This window comes from Microtetraspora niveoalba (genome assembly GCF_001570405.1).
GTDB classification, from domain to species: Bacteria; Actinomycetota; Actinomycetes; order Streptosporangiales; family Streptosporangiaceae; genus Microtetraspora; species Microtetraspora niveoalba.
This window is the reverse complement of record NZ_BBYM01000012.1, coordinates 1-20,255: the sequence shown is the minus strand read 5'-3', so window position 1 is coordinate 20,255 and position 20,255 is coordinate 1. Positions and strand designations below refer to the sequence as shown.

Below are 20,255 nucleotides of genomic sequence, written 5' to 3'. Positions count from 1 at the left end.
GTTTCCTCCCGGAATCCACCACCGACAGCACCGGATTTCGGGCGCACCGTTTCTGTTGTTTCGGACACCCTTTCGGTGGAGGGCGTCAGAGCCAGTCGCGCCCGCGGAACAGCCGGTACAGCAGGGCCGACGCCAGCACGATGAGGGCCGTGGACGCCCAGAACCCCCATGGCCGTTCGAACCCGGGAAACGGCAGGTTCTGACCGTAGAACCCGGTGATCAAGGTGGGCACGGCGATGATGGCGGCCCAGCCCGTCACCCGCTTCATGATCAGGTTGAGCCGGTTGCCCTGCATGGTCAGATGCGCCTCGCGGATGTTCGCGATGAGGTCGCGCAGCGAGTCCACCCACTCGGTGACGCGCAGCACGTGGTCGTACACGTCCTGGTAGTAGGGGGCCATCGCCCCCTCGGCGATGTCGCCCTCGCGCCGCAGCAGCGTGTTCACGACCTCGCGCGTCGGCATGGCGATGCGGCGCAGGACCGCGAGGCCCTTGCGCATCTCGAAGGTGCGGCGCTGCTCGTCCGGGCCGATCGGACGCTCCTCGAACAGCGTCTCCTCCAGCGCCTCGACCTGCTCGTCCATGGCCTCGACCGCCTCGAAGTGGCTGTCCACCACATAGTCGAGCAGCCCGTGGAGCAGGAAGGCCACCCCGTTGCCGGCCAGGCGGGACGAGGAGTCCCAGCGCCGGACCACCTCGTCGATCGCGAAGCCCTCGGACTTGCGGACGGTGACGAGGACGTTCTCGGTGACGAACGCGGACGCCTCGCACACGTCGAGGCGTCCCGTCTCCCGGTCGAACGTCCCGGCGTAGACGCTGAGGAACATGTGGCTGTCGTACACGTCGAGCTTGGGCCGCTGGCGGTGCCCGAGGGCGCCCTCGACGGCCAGCTCGTGCAGGCCCAGTTCCTCGCCGATCTCGGCCAGGTCCTCCTCGGACGGCGCGCACATGTCGAGCCAGACCACCGCCGAGGGGTCGCGCAGGTGGTCGGAGACCTCCGCGACCGGGAAGCCCTCGGCTGCCAGCGCCCCGTCCCGGTACACACGCGTACGAGCCATGACGTCACAGACTAGCGACGGCGACATCCGGACAAACGCGGACCGATAAAGTGCTGGCTCATGGTGGATCTCGCTCGCCGGTTCGGTTTGGCCGTCACGCTCACGGTGCTCGCGCTCGTCACGGTCGGCGCCGTAGGAACACCGGCCCACGCGGACCGGGTGACGGTCACCAAGGACGACGTGACGATGGAGCTGCGCAAGGACGGCACGCTCCACGTCGTGGAGAAGATCGAGCTCTCCGGGGCGCCGCTGCGCCGTACGTTCCTCACCCGGACGCGGCACGACGACGGCAACGACCGCGTCTACCGCGTCTCGAACGTCCGGGGCGCCTCCTTCGACGGCGAGACGATGACCTTCACCGGCAGCGGCACGGTCGAGTACGACGTGAAGGGCGCGGTCACGCCCCTCGGCGGCGGCGAGGAGCTCCGCTGGTACGCCGTGGCGGGGCCGGCCGAGCACGTGACGGTGTCGGTGAGCGGCCCGGGCCGGGCCGAGAACCTCTCCTGCTTCGCCGGCGAGCCGGCCTCGGCGATCGGCTGCACCGGCGCGTCGATCGACGAGACCGGGGCGACCGCCGCGTTCGAGCAGCAGGGCCTGCGGGACGGCGAGGTGCTGACGATCGTCGTCGGCTATCCCAAGGGCGCGACCGGCGCCGGGCCGATCCTGGAGCGCCGCTTCGAGCTGGCCAACGCGTTCACGCTGAACGCCGTGACGGGAGGCGCGCTCGCGCTGCTGCTGCTCCTGCTGGTCGGCGGCGTCGGGCTGCTCTACTGGACGCGCGGCCGGGACGCCCGCGTGGTGGGCGCCCAGTCCGGCGTGGTCGTCGGGCACCAGAACGGCCAGTTCACCCCGCCGGACGGCGTGCGCCCCGGGCAGATCGGCACGCTGATCGACGAGCAGGCCGACGTGGTCGACGTGACCGCCACCGTCGTGGACCTCGCCGTGCGCGGCTACCTCCGGATCGACGAGCAGCCCCGGCAGGCGTACGACGCGCCTGACTGGCTCCTGGTCAGGCTGCCGTCGGCGCCGGTCGCCGCCCTGCTCCCGTACGAGCGGGCGCTCTACGACGCCGTCTTCGACGGCAGGGACGCCGTGTTGTTGTCGCAGTTGCACGGGTCGTTCACCGCCGGGCTCAGCAAGGTGCGCGACGAGCTCTACCAGGACGTGGTGACCCAGGGGTGGTTCGCCCGGCGGCCCGACTCGGTCAGGACGCGCTGGACGACCGTCGGCGTCGCGGCGACCCTGACGGGCGTCGTGGCGACCGTGCTGCTCGCCTGGTTCACCACGTACGCGCTGATCGGCCTGGCTCTGATCATCGCGGGCGCCGCGCTCGCCGTGGGCGGCCAGTACATGCCCGCGAAGACCTCCAGGGGCGCGGCGGTGCTCGCCCACACACTCGGCTTCCGGGAGCACCTCGCGTCCGGGGAGATCGGCGACATCCCCCCGGCGCAGCGGATCGAGCTGTTCTCCCGCTATCTGCCGTACGCGGTGGTCTTCGACGGCGTGGACCGGTGGGCCCGCGTGGTGGCCTCCATCCACGGCGACGGCCGACCGGCGGACAACCTCTACTGGTACCAGGGCCCGGCGGAGTGGGACCTGTCGAAGTTCGCCGACTCGATGCGGACCTTCACGATGACGACGTCCGGCGCGATCTCCGCCGCCCGCCTGTTCCGGTCGTTCTAGGACCGCCGCCGGGGCCGCGCGAGGAGCGGCGCGTGGCTGTCAGGGGCGGCGGACCCGGATCTCGCCGACCTCCCTGCCGCCGCCCAGCAGGGGCGAGACGGCGAACCCGTCCAGCTCCGGGGCGTCCAGGCCGAGGGCGCGCAGGGCCGCGACGGTCACCGGCACCCGCGCCCTGGACCCGCCGTCCTCGATCTTGACGGCGGCGGCCCGCCCGTCGGCGAACGCGAACGCGTCGAACGCCTCGGCGCCGGCCTTGACCATGAGCCCGGGCAACGCGCGCATCAGCGCCGCCTCGGGCCGTGCCGTACCGCTGGTCCACTCGGGGTGGGCGCGCATGGCGTCGGCGATCCGGCGTTCGGGGGTGCCCTCGGCGGCGAGCGTGAACCTCCGGAAGGCCCGCACCACGCCGACCATCGAGACGAAGAACAACGGGGCGCCGCAGCCGTCCACTCCGGTGGCGGCCACCCGCTCCCCGGTGAACTCCTCGACGGTCGTCCGGATCGCCCGCTGCAGCGGGTGACCGGGATCGAGGTACGTCCCGACCGGCCAGCCGTTCACGACGCAGGTCGCCAGCATGGAGGCGTGCTTGCCCGAGCAGTTCATGAAGACGCGGGCGGGCTCGGCGTGCGCCCGGATCGCCCGGTGCCGTGCGGCGGTGTCCTCGGGCAGGGCCTCGGGGCAGCCGAGGGCGCTCTCGTCCAGCCCGGCCTCCGCCAGGATCTTCCGCGCGCCCTCGACGTGGAAGTCCTCGCCCGCGTGGCTGGCGCAGGCGAGCGCGAGCAGTTCGTCCGCCAGCGGGAGCCCCGACCGGACCATGCCCAGCGCCTGCAGCGGCTTCATCGAGGATCGCGGCGACACCAGGGTGTCGACCTCCCCGTGGCGCATCACGGGAGACCCGGACGCGTCCACGGCGAGCACGCGTGCCCTGTGGACGGACTCCACGAAACCGGAGCGGACCACCTCGACGATCAGTTCGGACATACGGCGAGTGTACGCATCAGCGGAGATATGCCCGACCTGCCGCTACTCGTACCGATCGCCCGGTCCACCGCGCATACCTCCCCGCCCTGCCCCGATCCCCGGCATTCACCGGCCCCGCCTCGCTGCCCGCCCCGAGCGCCGGGTGGGCGGGCCCGCCTCCCCGGCCTTTCCCAGCGCCGGGTTCACCCGGCTCGCCGCTCCGGCTTCCTCGGCGTTCGGGCGCCCGGCGGGCCCACGCCGTACGCGGAGTCCACCGGGAGAAAGCGGACATGGCAGAATGCGGGGCCATGCGTGCGGTCGTGCAGCGGGTCAGCTCCGCGTCTGTGGTGGTCGACGGCGAGGTCGTGGGGGCGATCGACGAGCCCGGCCTGCTCGTCCTGGTCGGAGCCACGCATACCGACGGCCCGGCCGAGGCGGCCCGGCTCGCCGGCAAGCTCTGGGGGCTGCGCGTCCTGCACGGAGAGAAGTCGTGCTCCGACGTCGACGCCCCGCTTCTCGTAGTGAGCCAGTTCACACTGTACGGCGACGCCCGGAAGGGCCGGCGGCCGACGTGGCAGGCGGCCGCCCCAGGTCCGGTGGCGGAGCCGCTGGTCGAGGCGGTGGTGGACGAGCTGAGGTCGCTGGGCGCGCGCGTGGAGACCGGGGTCTTCGGCGCCGACATGAAGGTGTCGCTGACAAACGACGGGCCGATCACCTTACTGATCGAGGTTTGACGCGGATCTTCCTCTGTTAGGGTCATGCCTCGCCCAAGGTTCGGAGCGTCCATACCCCCGGGGAGGGTCATGCGTACCACTGGAAGGCTCGCCATCGCGGCTGTCGCCCTGGCCGTGGCGGGAACGCCGGCCGCGGCCCACGCTCAGGCGCCGTCCGCGTCCGTCGCGTATCACGGCGTCACGGCGGCGCAGCAGGCGCAGAAGTTCCACGATCTCAGCGGCAAGGGATACGTGCCCGTCAGCCTGAGCATCTCGTCCGGCCCCAGCTACGCCGGTGTGTGGGTCAAGTCGCCCGGCGTCTCCTGGGCCATGTACCAGGACATGTCCTCCCAGGGCTACCAGCAGCGGTTCGACGAGTACAACGCGAAGGGCTACCAGCCGACGGTGGTCACGGCGACCGGCAGCGGCGACGGCGCCCGGTTCGCGGCGGTCTTCGTGAAGAAGTCCGGCAAGTTCGTCGCCCGGCACAACATGACCGCCGCGCAGTTCACCTCCGCGAACGCCTCCGCCGTCGCCAACGGCCTGGCGCCGGCCTCGGTGGACGTGTACGGCACCGCCGCCGCCCCGATGTACGCGGCGATCTGGACGGCCAACCCCTCGGGCGTCCGGTGGGAGGTCACCGTCGGCAAGTCGTTCACCGAGCACGAGGCCGAGTTCAGGGCGCGCGTCTCCAACGGCTACCGCCCCGGTTACGTCGCGGTGGGCCCCGGCGGCACGTACACGGCCGTCTGGCGCAACGACAAGATCGACGGCTGGTTCGAGTACACGGGGATGTCGAGCTCCGGCTACCAGAGCCGGTTCAACGAGCTCAGGAGCGAGGGGTACTTCCCCGCCCAGGTGAACAGCGAGGACGGCAAGTACGCCGCCATCTGGACGAAGTAGGACATCCTTCCCATCGGGAGCGGCTCGCCGGCGTCACACACAGACGCCGGCTGCCGGGCTTCCCGCTCTCCGGAACCGACCGGCCGGTCCGCGGGGTCTGCCGCCTCGCATGGGCCGCCGCCTGAGTCGCGGCGGCCGGGGGCGCGTCAGCGGATGCGGCGGCGCAGCGCCGGGTCGATCTCCACGTTGCGTCCCGCGTCCGGCGGGACGATGACCTCCTGCGACGCGGCCACGCCGCCCGCGAGCAGGACCGCGTCCACGGGGACGGTGCGCTTCACGACCGCGAGCGCGATCGGGCCCAGCTCGTGGTGGCGGGCCGCCGAGCCCACGTAGCCGACCGGCGCCCCCTCGCCCTCGTCCTGGAGCGTCACCGGGGCGCCGCGCCCCGGCAGCGTGTCGACGCTGCCGTCCAGGTGCAGGAAGACCAGCCGGCGCGGCGGGTGGCCCAGGTTGTGGACCCGGGCGACCGTCTCCTGGCCGCGGTAGCAGCCCTTGCTCAGGTGCACCGCCTCGCCGATCCAGCCCACCTCGTGCGGGATCGTCTTGTGGTCGGTGTCGATCCCCAGCCGCGGCACGTGCGCCTCGATGCGCAACGCCTCGTATGCCCACAGCCCCGCCGGACGGAGCCCGAGGTCCTCCGCCACCGTGGCCAGCCGTACGCGTGGGATCAGCAGGTCTCCGCCGACGACGACGGTCCCCTCGGGGAGGGCCTCCGGCAGGTGTACGGCGCCGCCGGGGGCGGCGACGGAGACGACGGCGTAGTCGGAGGTCACATCGGCGACCTCGACCCGGAGCATGAAACGCATCTTCTCCAGGAAGGCGACCAGCTCGGCGGCGGTGCCGGGCTCGACGTGCGCCCAGACCGCCTCCCCGTCGTCCACCAGGACGAGATGGTGCTCGACCCGGCCCTGGAGATCCAGGAACAGCGTCTGGGCGGGAGTGCCGGGCGCGAGGTTGTCGATTTTCTGGGAGCTCAGGCTGTTCAGCCAGCTCAACCTGTCGGGGCCGGAGACGCGGACGACCTCGCGGTCGCTCCGGTCGACGACGGCCCGGCCGCTCGCGAGCGCGCGCTGCTCGGCGAAGGGCTCTCCGTAATGAGCGGCGACCGTCGCGTCGGGTGCCTCCGCGGCGACGGCTCCGGGTGTGTCCAGCAAAGGGCTGCGCATGTCCCAAGGCTATTGCCGCCCGCCACTCCCGGATGCCCGGGATGCCCCCGCGGCCGCGGCGACGTGTGGGAGCGCCGCGAACGCAGCCCGCGGGAAGGACTGGAGGCAGCGCGCACGGACCGGCGGTAGCCGTTCGGGCCGCGACGGGTCAGCGGCAGTCGCGGCAACGGCCGAAGACGGTCAGGTGGCGGACGTCGGTGGCGAAGCCGAGCTCGTCCTCCAGCCTGCGGACCAGTCCCTCCACCAGCTCGGGCCGCACCTCCGTCACCTCTCCGCAGCCACGGCAGACGAGGTGCACGTGGTCCGCCTCGGAGGCCAGGTGATACGTGGGCGGGCCGTGCCCCAGATGGGTGTGGGTGACCATGCCCAGCTCTTCCAGGAGTTCGAGCGTGCGGTAGACCGTGGAGATGTTGACACCGCGCGCCGTCTCCTGGACTCGCGAGCAGATGTCCTCCGGCGTCGCATGGCCGAGCGAGGTGACCGCCTCCAGCACCAGTTGACGCTGAGGTGTGACCCGGTAGCCGCGCGCCCGCAACTCCTCGTGCCAAGTGTCGGTCATGCACAGAGTGTACGAGTCTCCGCGCCGCCGATTCGTACGAATCCATCGCCGATCACATCGCCGATGGATTCGCCCGCCGTCTTCCGGCGACCGCGCTCCCCCGCGCCCCCGGCTCGGGACGTCCGCCACGCGAGCACGGCGCTCCGCGAACGTGATCGTCAGTGGATCGCACAAGGACGGGCGCCCCACGCGGTGCCGCGGGAAAAGCGCTGGTCAAGCGATGTGAGGCGGGGGCCCATTAATTCGGTTGCCGCACTCTGCGGCGTCGCATAGCGTACGAAGCACGCAGAAGGGAGGTGGTCCAAACAATGAAGGTTCATTCTTGGACTAGCGAGGTGGCTGTCCGCTAGGACGCCGTCCATTCGGACCTCCGTCCGGATGTCGTACGACGTCCGGCGAATCCACGACAGACACCGGAACCCCGGGCAGCCGGCGGCGTGGGAGCCATCCCCCGCCTTGGTCCAGCCGGCCCGCCTCACCCAGGCGGAGCGAGCCCGGGGTTCTTCTTTTCTCCCCATCGGGGACCCGCGCGACGACGTACCGGACGCGCGGAGCCGCGATGGCTCAGGAGGTCCGCAGGACCTCGGGATTGGCACAGTGCAGCGGGGTCTCTCCGCCGAGCAGGCGCACGATGTCCCCGCAGATCATCCGGCTGTGGTTCGCCTCGGTGTCGTACGTCCCGCCGCCGATGCCCGGCGTCAGGACGACGTTGTCCATGGCGGCCAGGGGGTGCCCGGGGCCCGCGGGGGCGTGGTCGAGCGCGGCTCCGCCGAGATGTCCCGACTTCAACGCCCCGACCAGCGCGTCGGCGTCGTGCCACTCCGGCCGGGCGGTGTTGATGAAGATCGCTCCCGGCTTCATCGCCGCGAACTCGCCCGCGCCGATGACGGCCACGAGCCCGTTGCCCGGCACCGCGGCGGCGGCACCGGCCGGTCCCGTGGCGTGACCCGCGCCGACGCGTGGAGCCGCACCGGCGCCACCGACCGGTCCGTACCGACCGGCGCCGTGGGCGATCGTCCCGTGCATGGAGACCACGTCCGCCTCGGCGAGCAGCCGGCCGAGGCCGTTTCGCCCCCGGGGCGCCTCCGGGTCGTGGACGATCACGCGCATCCCGAGCCCCTTCATGCGCCACGTCACCGCACGGGCCGACGCTCCGCCGCCGACGATGCCGAAGGTCCGGCCGGCGAGCTCCCACGACCGGTGCCACTCCCGTTCCTCGCGCTCCCGCCCCGCCCTGACGTCCCGGTCGGCCACCAGCAGCCGGCGGCTCACGGCCAGCAGCAGGGCGAGGGTGAGCTCGGCGATCCCGTCGGCGTCGCGTCCGGGAGCGCACAGCACGGGGATCCGGCGGGCCGTGGCCGCCGCCATGTCGATGTTGACCGGCTCCGCCCGTGTGCAGCCGATCGCCATCAGCGGAAGGTCGAGTACCGGCCCGCCGACCTCGTCGCCGTCGGTGATGAGGATGCGGGCACGCTCCTCCTCCAACCGGGCGGCCAGCTCCGCCGCCGAGTGGCCGCGCGGCGAACGCCGTACGGGGACCGGCTCGTAGATCACCTCGGCCAGCTCACGCAACCGGGCCCACGCGGGGCCCCGCATCGGCGCCAGCACCAACGCCCGTGGCCTCATCGTCCGCTCCTCGTTCCGCCCGGGGACAGTCCACGCGTGGACGGTCCGCCCGTAGATATCGGTGCGTAGATATCGGCCGGAAGCGGCGCGGTGTGACACCACCGGGCCCAGGGGCGGCGCGGGCGGGTGACTCCGGGCGGCCCGCCGGGCATGGAGCGACCGGCGGGCCGGAAGCGCGGTGGACGGGGCCGGGGCCCGGTCTACTCGTCGGGCGTGAACTCGGCGACCTTCTTCAGCTCGGCCGAGGTGTGCGACTGGAGCGGGTGTCCCATGGCCGCCATGTCGTACGCGTACATGAGGCTGCCGTTGACCAGGCCGTAGAGCCGGTGCCCGGCCGCGTAGTCCTTCGCGGTGTCCGTGCGGGCGACCACGTCGGTGCGCAGCTCGATCTTGTGGAAGACGACCTCGCCCAGGTAGATCTCCACGATGCCGGTCGGGTGCGCGAGGCAGACCTCGATCCGGCGCTCCGGCTGGATGCGCCAGAAGCCCGACTCGGTCGCCAGCGGCCGCACCTTGTTGCCCTCGCCGTCGAGCAGCCAGGTCCGGCTCTGGTACGTCAGGAACGGCTTGCCGTTGTGCCCGAAAACGACTTCCTGCCCGAAGTTCGCGCTCTCCATCGTGGGGTAGCCGACCACGCCGGCTCCCTCCCAGCGGCCGAGCAGGAAGGCGATCGGCTCAAGGTCAGGGTGTACGTCCATGAGACACGAGCTTAGGGCGTGTTCCGGGCGTGCGACCCGGCCGTCCGCCTCGCGCCCCATGTCCACCTTGTACGGCTTTGCGGCGGATGTAGGCTGCGGGCATGGCACGATCTCTGGTCATCAAGGTCACGGCCGGTGCGGACGCGCCGGAGCGGTGCAACCAGGCGTTCACGGTCGCGGCCGCGGCCCTGGTCAGCGGCGTCCGGGTCTCCCTGTGGCTGACCGGCGAATCCTCCTGGTTCGCCCTGCCCGGGCGGGCCAAGGAGTTCACCCTGGAGGAGGCGGCCCCGCTGGCGGACCTCCTCGACGCGGTGCTCGCCGGGGGCAGGGTGACGCTGTGCACCCAGTGCGCGGCGCGGCGCGGCATCACCATCGACGACGTGATCGACGGCGTCCGGATCGCGGGCGCGTCCACGTTCGTCGAAGAGATCCTCGCCGACGACGTCCAGGCGCTCGTCTACTGACCGGGACCCGGCCCACCCGCTGACGCACGATCGCGCCGGCCCCTGGCAGGCGGCTCTCTCAAGGAGCCCGCGGGGCACCCGGGCGGTCTCGGCCCGACGGGCCGGCGGGCGCGCTCAGCCGGGGATCACGGCGGCGAGGCGCTCCTCGCGCAGGCGCTGGTACCAGGTGTCGTCGATCGGGGCGAGCGGCCCGACCGTCCAGGCGAGCAGCAGGTCGGCGAGCGCCGGGTTGCGGGCCAGGGCGGGGCCGTGCAGGTACGTGCCGATCACCTTGCCCGCGTAGCAGCCCTCCGTGCCGTCGCCGTTGCCGGTGCCGATGATCGTCCGCGACAGCGGCCGTACACCGGGGCCCAGGCGGGTGACGCCCATGTGGTTCTCGAAGCCGGTCAGCGTGGGCACGCCCAGCGCCGGATCCACCTCCGCGGCCAGCTCGCCGACCGCGCGACGCTCCCCCCGGGCCGAACTGATGTCGAGCAGGCCGATGCCCGACACGGGCTGGCCCTCCTCTCCGCCGAAGACCGAGCCCATGATCTGGTAGCCCGCGCAGACGGCCAGGAGCGCCGCCCCGCGCGCGACCGCGCGGTGCAGGCCGCCGTCCTTGCGCAGCCGCTCGGCGCCCAGGATCTGCGGCCGGTCCTCGCCGCCGCCGATCAGGTAGATGTCCCCCTGCTCGGGCACCGGGTCGGATGACCGTACGTGGACCGTCTCGACCGACAGGCCGCGCGCGCGGGCCCGCTGCTCCAGGACCAGCACGTTGCCCTGGTCGCCGTACGTGCTGAGCAGGTCCGGATAGATCCAGACAAGGCGAATGTGAGAGGTCATGCCGGGACTCCACTCGTCAGGCGGCGGCCGTGGTCACTCCGCACGGCCGAACTCCGTTCGGATCTGCTGGAAGGCGGTGTAGTTGGCGATCACGTCGATCCGGCCGGGCGGCAGCACGGCGACCGCCTGCCCGAACGAGTCGCAGAGCTGGAACGGCACGCCCGCGACGTACAGGCGGAGGGCGAGATCGCGGCGGCGCTCCCCGGTCACCAGCACCGGACGCCCCCGCAGGATGCGGTAGTCCACGTCCCAGAGCCAGGACGTGTCGCGGCCGTCGGGGCCCTGCGCGTTGACCGACAGGATGATCGGGAGCGACGGGTCGGCGACGTCGAACGCCTCCAGCCAGCCGGCGGGGTTCTTGGCGAGCAGCAGCCGCAGCGACCGGCCGTCACGCTCGACCGTGGTGTAGCGCCCGGCGACCGAGGTCACCTCGCGCAGCCCCAGGAGCGCGTGGCCGGGTTCGAGCCCGAACGCCGCCACGGTCGCGAGCGCGATCGCCGCGTTCGCCCGGTTGGCCTGACCGGGAAGCCGCAGGTCCAGCCGCCACCGCTGGCCGCGCGGGTCGATCACGTCCTCGCCGTCGAGGACCCAGGACGGCGTGGGGCGGCGGAACGCGCACTCCCGGCAGGCCCAGTCGGCGCCCTTGCGATCGAGCGGGCCGCCGCACTCCGGGCAGCACCAGGAGTCCTCGCGCCAACGCTGGCCCGCGGCCACCCAGCTCACCCTGGACGAGCCGGACGCCGCCCAGGCGACCAGCGGGTCGTCGCAGTTCGCGATCACCAGCGTCTGCTGCGCGGCGAGGGCGCGGCGCCACTTCTGGGCGAGCAGCCAGATCTCCGCCGCGCGGTCCATCTGGTCGCGGCTGAGGTTCATGAGGCAGACCACCCCGGCCCGCGTCGTGTCGAGCACCTCGGGGAGGTACTTCTCGTCGACCTCCAGCACGGCGTACGGCGCGTCCTTGGCGCTGGAGAGCGCCGAGACGTGGCCGGCGGGCATGTTGGCGCCGAAGGCGTTGGTGGCCACCTCGCCGAGCTGCCGCAGCGCGGAGGCGATCAGCCGCGTGGTCGTGGTCTTGCCGTTGGTGGCGCTCACCAGCGCGAGCCTGCGGTCCGCCGCGAGCTGGCGGAGCAGGTCCGGCTCCAGCATCAGACCGACCCTGCCGCCGATCACGGAGCCGTCGCCGCGCCCGGTGGCCCGGGACAGAGTCGCGGCCGTACGCCCCAGAGCACTGGCGAGCTGCGCCCGCAACGGAAGCTGACTCATGCGCTCCTCCTCATGCCGCTCACCATAATGCGCTGCTCGATCCTATTCGGATTCGTCCAGGTCGCCGCCTTGGCCTAGGGTCGGGGACGCACACGAAAACGCGGCCCGGTCGGTAGCCCGGGCGACTCACTCGTAACCGCCCTCTCCAGGGATGTCCGGTGTGCCGGTGAGCGGCCTCGTCAGGCCGTCCTTCGGCATACGCACTGGAGAGCAGCGATGGTCACCCTTTCCGTCTTCTTCGATTCCCCGTTCTGGGTCGGCGTACTTGAGATCCAGGAGAACGGGGAGCTTCGGGCGGTCCGTTTCGTGTTCGGCTCCGAGCCCACCGATCCCGAGCTGTACGAGTTCCTCATGCGCCACGGCGTGGCCCTGCTGGAGCGGGCCGAGGCCGCCCCGCCGGTGAGCGCGGAGACGCGGGAGGCCCGGCGGCCCAACCCCAAGCGGGCGGCCAAGCTCGCGAGCCGCGCGGTCAAGGCGATGCGGAGCACCGCCTCGCAGGAGGCGATGCGGCTGGAGCTGGAGAGCCGCAAGCGTGAGGCGGCGGCGGATCGCAAGGCCCTCAGGCGGGCCGCCGACGAGCAGCGGCGGGAGGTGGCCCGCCGCAAGCGGATCGAACGCAAGAGAGACCGGTGACACGCCCCTCCCGCACAGGATGGGGACGACCGACCGGTGCGCCCGGCCGTGGCGGGTCAGGAACCCGGGTGGTCGTCCCGCTGGTCGGTGAAGGAGAGCTCGGCCGGGGTGTCGCCGTCGAACGGGAGGACGAACCGGCGCGGCCACGACGACACCGTCTCCAGCCAGCCCGCCCCCATGGTCTGGGCGACGTACCGGAGGCGTTCGCGCGGCTCCACGCCGATGGCGACCGTCGTGATGTCCCGCTGGATGCCCTCGTGCTCGTCGTCGCCCAGGATGACCCGCCAGGCGAGCGCGCGGTTGCGGTCCACCTCCATGGACAGCGGATGGTGCCGCAGCGCCTTCGCCCGATGGCCGAGCAGTTCCGTCCGCGCGCCGGCGGCGCCGCGGGGCGGGGACCCGGCCGTCACCGGGCCGCCCGTCACGGCGCCGTCGGCTCCGTTCTCGTCGCCGTCGCGCCCGCCGTACGCGCCGTTGACCCCCTGGTGCGGGTACGGCCGGCCGGAGGGGTCGGTGCCGAACAGCGCGTACTCCATGACGGGGGCGGGGCTGCGCAGGTTGGGCGCGGGGTGCCCGAAGGGGAACAGCCGCTCGACCTCGTGCAGCCAGCGCACCTGGGGGATCACCCAGGCGGCTCCCGGTCGTTCGCCCGCCTGGGAGGGGGCGGCCCGCCCCGGAGGCCGCGCGGGAACCACCGGCTCCGGCCGCCGGGACCCGTCGTCCTCTCCCCCGGCCGTCCCCGCCCCGTCACCGTCACCGGGGTCCGCGGGCTCGCCAGGCTCGCCGGGCTCGTCTTCGCGCTCCCGTGAGGGCGCGAGACAGGCTCCGGCGGGCGCCTCCTGGCCGGACGTCCCGGCCGCCGCCGACTGGGCGGCCACCGGCCCTCCGCCGGCCGAGGCGGCCGCCACAGAGGAGGCGACCGGCTCGGCTCCGGCCCGTACGGAACGCGCCGCCGGGCAGGCGGAGACCGGCTCCTGGGCGCCCTGCGACGCCGCGGCGGCCGTGTCGAGCAGCGCGGCGGCCACCTCCGCCGCCTTCTCCGTGAGAAGCGCCGGGTCGAACCAGGTGCGCAGGGACCAGGCGCGGCGGGCGACGCAACGTTCCACCAGCGTGGCGAGGAGGCACTCGCGGCGCTTGGGCGGCAGCTCGGCCCAGATGTCGGCGAGGATGCGCGGCACGCCGGGCAGCGGCCGGTTCGTCACGAACGCCAGCACGACCGTGTCGGTCCAGATGCGCAGCCACGCCCACTCGGGGGCGGCGGCGAGCAGGTCCGCCTCGCGGAGCTCGAAGAGCGTGCACGCCTTCCCCGTACGGCACTCGCGCCCGCAGGCGGCGGAACGGCGGCCGCAGATGGGCGGGATGGGGCCGAGCATGGCGCGTTCGCGGCCCTCGCCCAGGGGGACCTGGACGCGCAGCGGGCGGTCCATGCCGTCGGCGAACACCGCCGCGTACCCGGGCTGGAGCGAGACCACCTGGCGCGACTGGTCCTCGCTGAGGTTCATCGCGGCGCCGACGAGCCGCCGGTCGTCCTCGGCGGGCAGCCGGTGCACGACCTTCAGCGCCGTGTTCTTGACCACGTCGGAGACCAGCTTGGTCGGGATCTGCTCGGCCACGACGATGCCCTCGCCGTACGCGCGGATCTCGGCGAGCATTCCGGCGAGCAGCTCGACGGCGTGCGTGGAGGCGCGCTGGGAGCCGCGGTCGCGCAGCAGCCGGTGCGCCTCCTCGATCACGATGACGTGCCTGAGCGCGCCGCCGCCCTCCTCGTGGGACAACTCCTGGCGGGCCCGCATCCGCAGGTGCTCCACTATGCGGATGATCAGCGTGCCCATGAGGAACGCCTTGTCCTCGTCGTTGGCCACGTCCTCGATCGCGAGCACGACGTTCCGCTGGAGCAGGCCCCCGATGTCCGCCGGATGGCCGCCCTCGAAGAACCGCCCGGCGCTGCCGACCCGCAGACTCCGCAGCCGGAGGCTGATGAACCCCTCGACGTCGGCCTGGACCTCGTTGCCGTACCCGATCTCCTGGATCACCTCCAGGGCGTGCTGCTGGAGCTGCTCCAGGGTCGGCACGGCGGGCTGGACGGCGGCGCCCGGAATGCCTCCCCCGGTGACCACGTCCCAGCCGTTGGCCTCGTAGACCCGCTGCAGGGCCAGGGACATGATCTGCGGGAACGGCTCCTCGGCGTCGAACGCCGCCATGAAAAGGGCGCGCACCATGTCGATGTGCGCCTGCACGGGATAGCCGGGCTCGGGCGCGAGCGGGTTCACGCTGAACGGCACGTTGTCCGGGGCCGAGGGGTTGATCACCGTGAGCGGGGCCAGGTGCTCGACCCGGCCGGCCATGGCCGCGTACTCGGACTTGGCCGGCTCGATGGCGAGCCACGGGATGCCGGCCTTGGTGAGCTCCTCCAGCAGGTGGCGCACGGTCTGCGACTTGCCGGACCCGGTGGCCCCGGTGATGAAGGCGTGCCGGTTGAGCGTGGCGAGGGGCACCCGGAAGGTGCCGACCGCCCGGTCCTGCCCGTCCACGATCGCGCCGAGGTCGATCGTCTCGCCGCTCGCGGTGTCCGCCTCGCTGGTCACGTCGAAGAACCCGGCGTCGAGCACGCGTACGCCGGGGACCTCGCGGCGGGGCAGCCCGGCCAGCGCCGCCAGCGCGCCCGCCGTGGCCGCGAACGGCGCGGCGGCCCCGTCCGCCGGGTCCTGCAGAGAGACGTGGAGCGCCTCGGCGAAGCCGTACCCGGACTCGGGCGATGAGCCGTGGGGCGGGCCTGAACGGACCGGCTCGGACAGCAGCGGCCCGGACATGGCGCTGCGCAGCCGGTACGGGTGGTGGCTCATCTCGACGGAGCCGACCAGGACGGGGGCGATCTGTCGCAGCTCGTCCGGTCCGGCGGCACCGGCGAGGACCCGGACGTTCCACAACCCGGCCTCGCGGAAGGCGTCGAGCTCCTGCATCCTGCGCTCGGCCCGCTCCGCGTCGAACCGCGACCGTTCCGAGGCGTCGCCGTACTGGCGCAGCACGTTGAGCTGGGTGCGCAGGTGGGCGACCTCGGCGTCGAGCAGGTCGGTGGGCTCGGCGACCACCACCCAGCCGAACGGCCGGGACATCAGCGTCACCAGCGTGGACTCGAACAGCGTCGGTTGCTTGGGCTCGTCCGGCTCCGGTTCCCTCCGGCCGTTGAGCGGGGGCGCCTGGCGGCCGGGGCAGGGCGTCCAGACCAGGTCGGCGAGGTCGTCGAGCCACTCGTCCCCGATCTCGACGCCCCGGGCCCCGCCGGGGAACAGCAGCGGCTGCGGCCCGGTGGGCGTGACGTCGATCGACGTGACGGCGCGTTTCGGCGGGCGCGGCGGCGTGAGCGGGCCGGCGTTGGTGATCAGTTCGAGCGGCGCACCCGCCCCCCGGGACAACCAGCCGATCACGAACGGCCGGTTGCGCTGCGCGGCGGACAGCACGGCCGGGAGGACCGTGACGAAGTCCCACTCCGCCGACGAGCTCCGTGAGGGCGCGGCGATGGCCTGGATCCGGTACCAGGGCCCGCTCAGGGGGAACGGATGCATGAGACCCCTCGGTTGACGGTTGACAGGGGAGAGACTCTTTCGCCGGTAACGTTCACACGGTCATATTGACGATGCCCTTACCGTGTCTTTCGCCAGTCGAGACGTGGCGGCGGCGGCCCGAGGTTCGGCGGGGGGCCGTCGTCGGGCTCGGGCCGCGGCTCGTCCGCGGGGGCGTGCCCGGACTTTCCGACCGGCCCTGGAGGCCCTGCCTGTCCTGGTTGTCCCGTTTGCCCCTGCCCGGCCTGACTCACCTGGCCCACCTGTCCGGCATGTCCGGCCCCCTCGGCTTGCTCGGCCTGCTCGGGGGCGGCGAGAGCGGCGCGCCGCACCTCCTCGAAGTCCCCCAGCGTCGTCTTCGGGAACGCGAGGATCGCGGGGTTGGCGTCGGCGAGGCGGACCTGCCGCCCCTCCGCGGTGGCGTGCGTGACGATGACCGAGGTCGTCGGGAGCTGCTGGAGCTGGTGCGGCTCGACCAGGAACTCGCGTGACCGCTGCAGCACGCCTTCGGCCATGTTCGTGGTCGCGGTCGTCGCGCTGCGCCCCCACTGGGTGGACTCGGCGATGTCCTCCTTGAGGTCCCCCTCGCCCTTCGCCTCCGGGCCGGTACGGCCCGCGCCCACGGTCGAGGTGTAGTGGCCGCCGGTGCCGCTGACGGCGGAGCTGAACGTCTCGGTGAGCTGGGCCAGCTCCAGCCGGTGCTCGGTGCCGACGTGCTCGCTGGCGACCCGGGCGTCCTCGGCGTTCCCGAGCCGCATGAACGCGACGGCGGCGTGGCCCCGGCCGAGGCGCTCCCGCACGGTGGGGGTGAGGCTGCGATAGGTCAGGACGAGCCCGGTCCGCGAGGTCTCGCAGGCGTCCATCAGCCGGTCGAGCACGTCGCCGCGCAGCTTGTCCGCCCCCGCCACGATGATCGTGTGGTACCAGGGACGCTCCGACGCGGGCGACTGGCGCAGGATGTGCGTCAGCGCGGTCGCGACGTACGTGCCGAGGACGCGGTTGCCGAACACCCCGGCCTGCCGGTCCATGCTGACCACACGCAGGCGGGCGGGCGGGAGCCGTACGGCCTCGGAGCCGAGGGTCTCCAGCTTGCGCAACTGGGACTCCAGCGCCCAGGCGCGCTCGATCACGACGCGGTCGGCGACGCCCCGGCCGAACAGGGTGCCGATGCGTTCGAGCTGGGTTGCGGTGAGCAGGCCGCACTTCAGGTCGTCGCGCGGGTCGCCCACCTGGGCGAGGGCCCGCAGCGCGGCGGTGACCTGGTTGATCGTCGCGTTCTCGCCGAGGACCTCCAGCACCCGCTCCAGGATCGCGTTGTCGAACCCGACGTCCCTGCCGGTCTCCTCGCTGACGCTGACCACGTGGGCGAGCACGTCGGCGAACGCCTCGGGCGGGAGCGTCGCCCCCAGGTCGAGCCGGGGCAGGTCGACGGGAAGCACCCACACCAGCGGGTCGTCGCCTCCCCGTCTGGCCAGCTCGACGAGGTCCTTGGCGATCGCGCCCTCGGACAGGTCGAGCACGGTCAGGTGGCCGCCGCTGTACAGGCGGGTGGCGCCGATCAGGGTGACCAGGGCCGACCAGCCGGGGAGCGTCCCCCCGGCCACGTCCACACGGTCGATGTCGTCCGGCACGGCGACGCCGTACCAGGTGAGCTGCCGGTCGAAGGCGTTCTTCCGCTCGGCCCACTCGCGGTATCGCGCGGCGTGCTCCTCCTGCGCGGCGGCGATCTCGCGCTCGCGGCGGGCCCGCTCACGCCGCGCCCGCTCCAGGCGCTCCTCGGCGCGGAGCCGGACGGCCCGGTCCCCCTGCCGGATCGCGTACGTGCAGATGCCGGCGACGCCGCCGGTCGCGACCAGGCCGACGAGGACGAAGGACAAGGTCACCGGACCGGCGAGCCCGAGGACGAGGATGACGGCGGCCAGCGCGGCCATGAGCATCCGGAAGATCCGGACGGGGCGGTTGAGCAGGTCCTGCTGGAGCCGCTGCCGGACGGCCCACTCCGGGCCCGGTTCGGCTCCGTGTCCTGCGGCGGACCCGGGTTCGAGCTCGGCTTCGGACTTTGTGAGGTCTTCGCGCGCCGGGCGTTTGGGCGGCGGCCCCGGGTCAGGGTGCAGCAGGGCGTACTGCCAGCCCAGGTAGATCCGATCCGCCTGAAGCCGGCCATGCTCGGGGTGCAGGTCGCCCACAGACCCTCCATGTCCGCCTGGATCACAGCGTAGGAGCTGGAAAGCCGATCAGGGTGGCGTTCTCGCCATTCGGACACATTTGCGGCCTTGGCCGCAAGGATCAATGCGGCTAATGGTGCAAGTGTGGTCGTACTAGCATCCATTGCCATGACGTCCTCCCCCCGTGACGCACGCCGCCGCCGACGACGCCCCGTGCTCGTCCCGGTCGCCCTCGCGGTGATCGCGGCGGGAATCGGCGTCACCGCGATCTTCGGCGGCCTGAAAGAGGCTCCGGAGGAGCCCCCGCCGACCGCGCGGCCGGGAGAGACCGTCGACCAGGGCGCGTTCCACACCCAGTTCATCAAGGCCGTCGACACCGTCGAGCGGAACGAGTTCGGCCGGACGAAGCGCTATCTGAACCTCGTCCTCAAGGTCACCAACATGGGCGACGAGACCGCCAGTGTCGGCGTGGCGCACGAACCCGGCCGGCCGTGGTCCGTGTTCTCGGGCCTCGCGGGCTCGCTCCTCGCCATCGAGCCCAAGGTCGGGCAGGAGCCCTCCCCCCGCGTCCACGTCCTCAGCTACGGCGTGAAGAGCCAGCAGCTCCATCCCGGGATCACCACCACGGTCGTCGTGCAGTACGAGCTCGACCCCGGCGCCGTCGCCCCCGACTCGGTGACCCTCGACGTGGGGCGTTTCGTCTACCAGGAGATCGGGATGCGCGACCAGGGCAACGCCTGGCAACTGGAGATGAAGGAGGACAGCGACCCCGCGGTCCCCGTGGTGGCCACGCGGATCACCCTCCCCGTACGCCAGGAGGAGGCGTGATGGTCGCGACCTCCGGGACCGGCGCCCCCGAGGCGACCGCGACCGGCCCGAGCCAGCCGCGGCCCGGCGTGGTCATGCGCGTCGTGGGGATCGTGGCCGGCCTCGCGCTCGCGGCCGCCGCCGTCTACGCCCAGACCTTCACCATGCCGTACGAGCAGCGCGGGTCGGCCCTCACGGTCAAGGGTGCGGCGGGCGAGCTGGTGGAGACGAACAGGTTCAGCGCGAAGGTCACGTCGGTGACCGCCGCGCACGCCGTGAACACCCAGGACACCGCCGGACAGACCGTCGAGGTGGCGACGAGCAACCTCTTCCTCGTGATCGACGTCACGGCCACCACGCCCAAACGTCCGTTGCAGCTCAGCCGGTTGCAGCCGCCCGTCCTCCTGACCGCGGACGGCCGGCGCTACAAGCCCACGGACAAGGTCTCCGACAGCCTCACCCTGTTCAACAAGATGTTGCAGCCGGGACTCTGGTCGAAGGGCGTACTGGTCTTCGAGATCCCGGAGGACGTCTTGCCCGGCCTGCGGCTCGTCGTCGTCCCACCGCAGGGCGCCCTCGTCGTCGACACCTTCGTTCCCGAAGCGGAGATCGACCTCGGCCTGACGGACGCCGCGGCCGCCCGCCTGGTCGCCGGCGCGGAGAAGCTGCACTCCCTGGTGGGCACGAGCTGATGCGCGGCCGAGACGATCGAACCCACGGGCAGGGCCCGGCCCGCGAGACGCCCGGTGTCCCGCCCCAGGCACGCCCCGGCGACCCCGCGGCCGGCCGCCCCGTCAGCCGAGGTGGAGAGATGAGTGAGACCCCGATGGAGGGGCGGCGCCGCCGCCAGCGCGAGCGGACCAAGGCGCGGGACTGGTTCTCGCCCCCGCCCCGGCAGCGTTCCCGTCCAGCCGCGCCGCAGGCCCCGCAGATCCCGATCCCGGGACAGCTCCGCAGGGACCTCACCGACCTTCGCGTGTGGCCGCCGCTGCCGGAGAACGAGGACAGGTCCACGCAGCCCTTCCCCGCCGTCACCGGCGAGACGGGCGCGCCCGGCGCGTCTGCGGGCCGGCGGGGAGCCGGGGCGCCGGAGCCCGCGGAACGAGAGGCGGCGACGCGGGAGCCGGGACACCCGGAGGCGCCGCCCTCGCCCGGCCCCGCCGCGGCCCACGGACC

General features: G+C 72.8%; 17 protein-coding genes and 1 pseudogene. 8 read left to right on the top strand and 10 right to left on the bottom strand.

Going from position 1 to position 20,255, the window contains the following annotated elements:
* Positions 1-85 precede the first annotated feature (85 nt).
* Positions 86-1,057, bottom strand: a complete 972-nt coding sequence (locus AWQ70_RS12355; RefSeq protein WP_157530030.1) for a magnesium transporter CorA family protein — start codon at positions 1,055-1,057, stop codon at positions 86-88.
* A 60-nt stretch (positions 1,058-1,117) separates the two neighbouring features.
* On the opposite strand from AWQ70_RS12355, the gene AWQ70_RS12350 reads away from it, so the two are divergent.
* A complete protein-coding gene (locus AWQ70_RS12350) occupies positions 1,118-2,740 on the top strand; it encodes a DUF2207 domain-containing protein (protein WP_067174583.1) in 1,623 nt (540 codons plus the stop codon).
* A gap of 39 nt (positions 2,741-2,779) precedes the next feature.
* Here AWQ70_RS12350 and AWQ70_RS12345 read toward each other — a convergent pair whose 3' ends face one another.
* Complete coding sequence (locus AWQ70_RS12345) at positions 2,780-3,721, bottom strand: asparaginase (protein WP_067174580.1); 942 nt, start codon at positions 3,719-3,721, stop codon at positions 2,780-2,782.
* A 287-nt stretch (positions 3,722-4,008) separates the two neighbouring features.
* Between AWQ70_RS12345 and dtd the strand changes: the two genes are divergently transcribed.
* Entirely contained in the window at positions 4,009-4,434 is a 426-nt protein-coding gene (gene dtd / locus AWQ70_RS12340; protein ID WP_067174578.1) for a D-aminoacyl-tRNA deacylase, read from the top strand.
* A gap of 69 nt (positions 4,435-4,503) precedes the next feature.
* Positions 4,504-5,316: a hypothetical protein gene (locus tag AWQ70_RS12335; protein WP_067174576.1), complete on the top strand. Its 813-nt coding sequence runs from the start codon at positions 4,504-4,506 to the stop codon at positions 5,314-5,316.
* Positions 5,317-5,462: 146 nt separating this feature from the next.
* Here the strand turns inward: AWQ70_RS12335 and ygfZ are convergent, their stop codons facing one another.
* The 4 genes from ygfZ to AWQ70_RS12315 form a co-directional block, all read right to left on the bottom strand.
* On the bottom strand, positions 5,463-6,482 hold the full coding sequence (gene ygfZ, locus AWQ70_RS12330) for a CAF17-like 4Fe-4S cluster assembly/insertion protein YgfZ (protein WP_067174573.1): 1,020 nt from the start codon (positions 6,480-6,482) through the stop codon (positions 5,463-5,465).
* Between the two features lie 148 nt (positions 6,483-6,630).
* The gene (locus AWQ70_RS12325) at positions 6,631-7,041 is read right to left on the bottom strand and encodes a Fur family transcriptional regulator (RefSeq protein ID WP_067174570.1); all 411 of its coding nucleotides are present in this window, start codon (positions 7,039-7,041) and stop codon (positions 6,631-6,633) included.
* Between the two features lie 564 nt (positions 7,042-7,605).
* A complete protein-coding gene (locus tag AWQ70_RS12320) occupies positions 7,606-8,667 on the bottom strand; it encodes an NAD(P)-dependent oxidoreductase (protein WP_084516917.1) in 1,062 nt (353 codons plus the stop codon).
* Between the two features lie 200 nt (positions 8,668-8,867).
* The gene (locus tag AWQ70_RS12315) at positions 8,868-9,365 is read right to left on the bottom strand and encodes a heme-binding beta-barrel domain-containing protein (RefSeq protein WP_067174568.1); all 498 of its coding nucleotides are present in this window, start codon (positions 9,363-9,365) and stop codon (positions 8,868-8,870) included.
* Positions 9,366-9,466: 101 nt separating this feature from the next.
* Between AWQ70_RS12315 and AWQ70_RS12310 the strand changes: the two genes are divergently transcribed.
* A complete protein-coding gene (locus tag AWQ70_RS12310) occupies positions 9,467-9,829 on the top strand; it encodes a DsrE family protein (RefSeq protein ID WP_067174566.1) in 363 nt (120 codons plus the stop codon).
* A 114-nt stretch (positions 9,830-9,943) separates the two neighbouring features.
* Here AWQ70_RS12310 and AWQ70_RS12305 read toward each other — a convergent pair whose 3' ends face one another.
* Both AWQ70_RS12305 and AWQ70_RS12300 read right to left on the bottom strand, forming a co-directional pair.
* Complete coding sequence (locus tag AWQ70_RS12305) at positions 9,944-10,651, bottom strand: type 1 glutamine amidotransferase (protein ID WP_067174563.1); 708 nt, start codon at positions 10,649-10,651, stop codon at positions 9,944-9,946.
* Positions 10,652-10,684: 33 nt separating this feature from the next.
* Positions 10,685-11,914, bottom strand: a complete 1,230-nt coding sequence (locus AWQ70_RS12300; RefSeq protein ID WP_067174560.1) for a MurT ligase domain-containing protein — start codon at positions 11,912-11,914, stop codon at positions 10,685-10,687.
* Positions 11,915-12,130: 216 nt separating this feature from the next.
* Between AWQ70_RS12300 and AWQ70_RS12295 the strand changes: the two genes are divergently transcribed.
* Positions 12,131-12,547: a YjdF family protein gene (locus AWQ70_RS12295; protein ID WP_067174557.1), complete on the top strand. Its 417-nt coding sequence runs from the start codon at positions 12,131-12,133 to the stop codon at positions 12,545-12,547.
* 56 nt (positions 12,548-12,603) lie between these two features.
* Here AWQ70_RS12295 and AWQ70_RS12290 read toward each other — a convergent pair whose 3' ends face one another.
* Both AWQ70_RS12290 and AWQ70_RS12285 read right to left on the bottom strand, forming a co-directional pair.
* Entirely contained in the window at positions 12,604-16,110 is a 3,507-nt protein-coding gene (locus AWQ70_RS12290; RefSeq protein ID WP_245646927.1) for an ATP-binding protein, read from the bottom strand.
* 77 nt (positions 16,111-16,187) lie between these two features.
* The gene (locus AWQ70_RS12285) at positions 16,188-18,293 is read right to left on the bottom strand and encodes a hypothetical protein (protein WP_245646926.1); all 2,106 of its coding nucleotides are present in this window, start codon (positions 18,291-18,293) and stop codon (positions 16,188-16,190) included.
* Between the two features lie 147 nt (positions 18,294-18,440).
* Between AWQ70_RS12285 and AWQ70_RS12280 the strand changes: the two genes are divergently transcribed.
* From AWQ70_RS12280 to AWQ70_RS12270, 3 genes and pseudogenes are all read left to right on the top strand, one after another.
* Positions 18,441-19,100 carry a hypothetical protein gene (locus AWQ70_RS12280; protein WP_157530029.1) on the top strand — a complete coding sequence of 220 codons (660 nt, stop codon included), beginning with the start codon at positions 18,441-18,443 and terminating at the stop codon, positions 19,098-19,100.
* Entirely contained in the window at positions 19,100-19,771 is a 672-nt protein-coding gene (locus AWQ70_RS12275) for a DUF4352 domain-containing protein (protein ID WP_067174552.1), read from the top strand. Before AWQ70_RS12280 ends, AWQ70_RS12275 begins: the two co-directional genes overlap by 1 nt.
* 119 nt (positions 19,772-19,890) lie before the next feature.
* Positions 19,891-20,255: pseudogene (locus AWQ70_RS12270) on the top strand (hypothetical protein); the annotation flags it as partial.

Excerpts from the sequence above, each read along its gene's own strand:
- ygfZ (WP_067174573.1), bottom strand. The coding sequence starts at position 6,482 with ATGCGCAGCCCTTTGCTGGACACACCCGGAGCCGTCGCCGCGGAGGCA.
- AWQ70_RS12305 (WP_067174563.1), bottom strand. The coding sequence starts at position 10,651 with ATGACCTCTCACATTCGCCTTGTCTGGATCTATCCGGACCTGCTCAGC.
- AWQ70_RS12275 (WP_067174552.1), top strand. The coding sequence starts at position 19,100 with ATGGTCGCGACCTCCGGGACCGGCGCCCCCGAGGCGACCGCGACCGGC.
- AWQ70_RS12345 (WP_067174580.1), bottom strand. The coding sequence starts at position 3,721 with ATGTCCGAACTGATCGTCGAGGTGGTCCGCTCCGGTTTCGTGGAGTCC.
- AWQ70_RS12335 (WP_067174576.1), top strand. The coding sequence starts at position 4,504 with ATGCGTACCACTGGAAGGCTCGCCATCGCGGCTGTCGCCCTGGCCGTG.
- AWQ70_RS12280 (WP_157530029.1), top strand. The coding sequence starts at position 18,441 with ATGACGTCCTCCCCCCGTGACGCACGCCGCCGCCGACGACGCCCCGTG.
- AWQ70_RS12310 (WP_067174566.1), top strand. The coding sequence starts at position 9,467 with ATGGCACGATCTCTGGTCATCAAGGTCACGGCCGGTGCGGACGCGCCG.
- dtd (WP_067174578.1), top strand. The coding sequence starts at position 4,009 with ATGCGTGCGGTCGTGCAGCGGGTCAGCTCCGCGTCTGTGGTGGTCGAC.
- AWQ70_RS12315 (WP_067174568.1), bottom strand. The coding sequence starts at position 9,365 with ATGGACGTACACCCTGACCTTGAGCCGATCGCCTTCCTGCTCGGCCGC.
- AWQ70_RS12350 (WP_067174583.1), top strand. The coding sequence starts at position 1,118 with ATGGTGGATCTCGCTCGCCGGTTCGGTTTGGCCGTCACGCTCACGGTG.
- AWQ70_RS12355 (WP_157530030.1), bottom strand. The coding sequence starts at position 1,057 with ATGGCTCGTACGCGTGTGTACCGGGACGGGGCGCTGGCAGCCGAGGGC.
- AWQ70_RS12300 (WP_067174560.1), bottom strand. The coding sequence starts at position 11,914 with ATGAGTCAGCTTCCGTTGCGGGCGCAGCTCGCCAGTGCTCTGGGGCGT.
- AWQ70_RS12295 (WP_067174557.1), top strand. The coding sequence starts at position 12,131 with ATGGTCACCCTTTCCGTCTTCTTCGATTCCCCGTTCTGGGTCGGCGTA.
- AWQ70_RS12320 (WP_084516917.1), bottom strand. The coding sequence starts at position 8,667 with ATGAGGCCACGGGCGTTGGTGCTGGCGCCGATGCGGGGCCCCGCGTGG.
- AWQ70_RS12290 (WP_245646927.1), bottom strand. The coding sequence starts at position 16,110 with ATGCATCCGTTCCCCCTGAGCGGGCCCTGGTACCGGATCCAGGCCATC.
- AWQ70_RS12325 (WP_067174570.1), bottom strand. The coding sequence starts at position 7,041 with ATGACCGACACTTGGCACGAGGAGTTGCGGGCGCGCGGCTACCGGGTC.